2 protein-coding genes are annotated in these 2,635 nt (G+C 76.2%); both read left to right on the forward strand.

Annotated features, from left to right (window positions below; all coding sequences use genetic code 11):
- The coding region (locus tag AB8Z36_RS38615) for a hypothetical protein (RefSeq protein WP_369218033.1) at window positions 1-259 on the forward strand (259 nt) is incomplete at its 5' end.
- A partial coding sequence (locus tag AB8Z36_RS38620) for a type I polyketide synthase (RefSeq protein WP_369218034.1) occupies window positions 198-2,635 on the forward strand: 2,438 nt, incomplete at its 3' end. The genes AB8Z36_RS38615 and AB8Z36_RS38620, both read left to right, overlap by 62 nt.

A 2,635-nucleotide genomic window follows, 5' to 3' on the forward strand; every position in this document is an offset into this window, starting at 1 on the left:
CATGGCCAAGCTGACCGCGGTCTACCAGGGCAACGCCGTTGACGAGCGCATCAACGACGTGGTGGCCGAGGTGACCGCCGCGGCGATCGGCGCACGTGTCGCAGAGGACCCGGCGGCCACGGTCCGCGTCGCCGAGGTGGGCGCGGGCGCGGCGGTGGGAGCCCGCTCCCGCCCTCCCCGGTCACCGGCCGTCCTCCGTGGCCGTCATCGGGGCGGGACAGGACGCGGCGCGGCTCGCCGACGCGCTGCCCGGCGGTGAGCTGATCGCCACCGCCGCGGAGCTGCACGACCGCTTCGACGCGCTGGTCGACCTCGGCGGCACCGGCCTCGCCGACTGGCTGCCGGTGCTCCAGCGCATGACCGGACGCGAGGCGCTGCTGCTCGGCGTCGGCAGGGGCGATGCCCGCGCCGGTCTCTACCGGATGCTCCAGAGCGAGTACGGGCGCGTGCGCTCCCGCTACCTGGAGGCCGACCCCGCCGATCCGGAGCTGCCGGACCTCGTGGCGCGGGAACTGGCCGACGGCGGCGCGGACGTCGAGGTCACCCACCGGCAGGGCATCCGGCACCGGGCCGTCCTGGAAGCGCTGCCCGCCGCCACGGGAGCGCCGGTCCGCTTCCCCGCGGGCGAGCCGCTGCTCATCACCGGCGGCACCCGCGGCATCGGCCTCGCGCTCGCCCGGCACGCGGTCGCGGAGTGGGGTGCGCGGACCCTCGTCCTCACCGGGCGCGAGCAGCTGCCGCCGCGCGCGGAGTGGGACCGGTACGGCACGGACACGGCGCTCGGCCGCAAGCTCGACGGGCTGCGCGCCCTGGAGCGCGACGGGGTCAGGCTGAAGGTCCTCTCGCTGCCCCTGGGCGAGGACGCCGCCGCCGTCCGCACGGCCCTCGACGCGATCCGCGCCGAGCTCGGGCCGATCGGCGGTGTGCTGCACGCCGCCGGGCTGGTGGACCGGGACCACCTCGCCTTCGTCAAGAAGCCCGTCGACGCCGTGCGCGCGGTGCTCGCGCCCAAGACGGCCGGGCTCGACGCCCTGGTGGACGCGCTGGCCGGTGATCCGCTGCGGTTCTGCGTGCTGTTCTCCTCCGTCGCCTCGACGGTCCCCGCGGCGGCGGTGGGGCAGAGCGACTACGCGATGGCCAACGCCCATCTGGACGCCGTCGCCCGCCGCGCGCCGCACGGGCTGCCCGTGGTGAGCGTGGCCTGGCCGAGCTGGCGCGGCGTCGGCATGGGCAGCGAGCGGCCGGGACCCGGATACCAGGCGACCGGCCTCGGCGACCTCTCCGAGGCGGAGGGGCTCCGGCTGCTCGACCATGTGCTGTCCACGGGGGCGGGGCCGGTCGTCCTGCCCGCGATCGTCGCACCGGAGTGGACGCCGGACGCGCTGCGCGCGGAGCGGGCGCCGTCGGCCGGGCGGACGCGGGCTCCGGCGGCTCTGGCCGGGTCCGCCGGGTCCGCCGGGGGCGGCGGGACACTCGTTCAGAGCGGTACGGGCGTCGCCGACCGGGTCACGGCCTGGCTGCTCGGCCTGCTCGCCCAGGAGCTGGGCTTCGACCGTTCGCGCCTCGCCGCCGACGTGCCGATCTCCGACTACGGCACCGACTCGATCATGATGGTGCAGCTCCTGCGCACGGTCGGCGCCGAACTGGACGCCGACCTCGACCCCTCGGTCCTCGTGGACCACCCGACCGTGGAGTCCTTCGTCGGCTGGCTCACGGACCACCACGGCCAGGCCCTCACGGCGGCGTTCGGCGGCACCGCACGGGCGACCGAGCCCCTGGCCACCCCGACCATCCCGGCCGCGTCCTCGGTCACCGCGGCCGTGCCCGTGCCCGCCGCACGTCAGGAGGCACCCGCCGACACCCCGTACGACATCGCCGTCGTCGGGATGTCCGGCCGCTTCCCCGGCGCCCCGGACCTCGACGCCTACTGGCGGCTGCTCAGCGAGGGGCGTTCCGCCATCGCCCCGGTGCCCGCGAGCCGTTGGGGGAACGCGACCGGCTACACCGCCGGGCTGCTCGACCTCGACGGGTTCGACCCCGGGTACTTCCACCTCTCCGACGCCGACGCCGCCGCGATGGACCCGCAGGCGCTGCTGCTCCTGGAGGAGACGCTGTTCGCGTTCTGCGACGCGGGGTACGCCCCCGACGCGGTGAAGGGGCGCGACATCGGCGTGTACGTGGGCGGCCGCACCCGGCACGACCCGGACGAGGCCACGCTCGGCCGCAGCCGCAACCCCGTGGTCGCCGTCGGCCAGAACTACCTGGCCGCCAACCTCTCGCACTACTTCGACCTGCGCGGCCCCAGCACGGTCGTGGACACCGCCTGCTCCTCCGCGCTCGTGGCCCTGCACCACGCCGCCCAGGCCCTGCGCTCCGGCGACGTCGAGGCGGCCGTGGTGGCCGGGATCTCGCTGCTCCCCGACGCGGGCGGACACCGTCTGTTCGACAGCCGGGGGCTGCTCAACACCGGCACGGAGTTCCACGTCTTCGACCGGCGGGCGCGCGGCTTCACACCCGCCGAGGGCGCCGGTGTCCTCCTGCTCAAGCCGCTCGCGGCGGCCGAGGCGGACGGCGACCGGGTGCACGCGGTCCTCAAGTCGGTCGCCGTCAACAACGACGGCAGGACCGCGTGCAC

The organism is Streptomyces flavofungini, assembly GCF_041028215.1.
Lineage (GTDB): Bacteria > Actinomycetota > Actinomycetes > Streptomycetales > Streptomycetaceae > Streptomyces > Streptomyces flavofungini_B.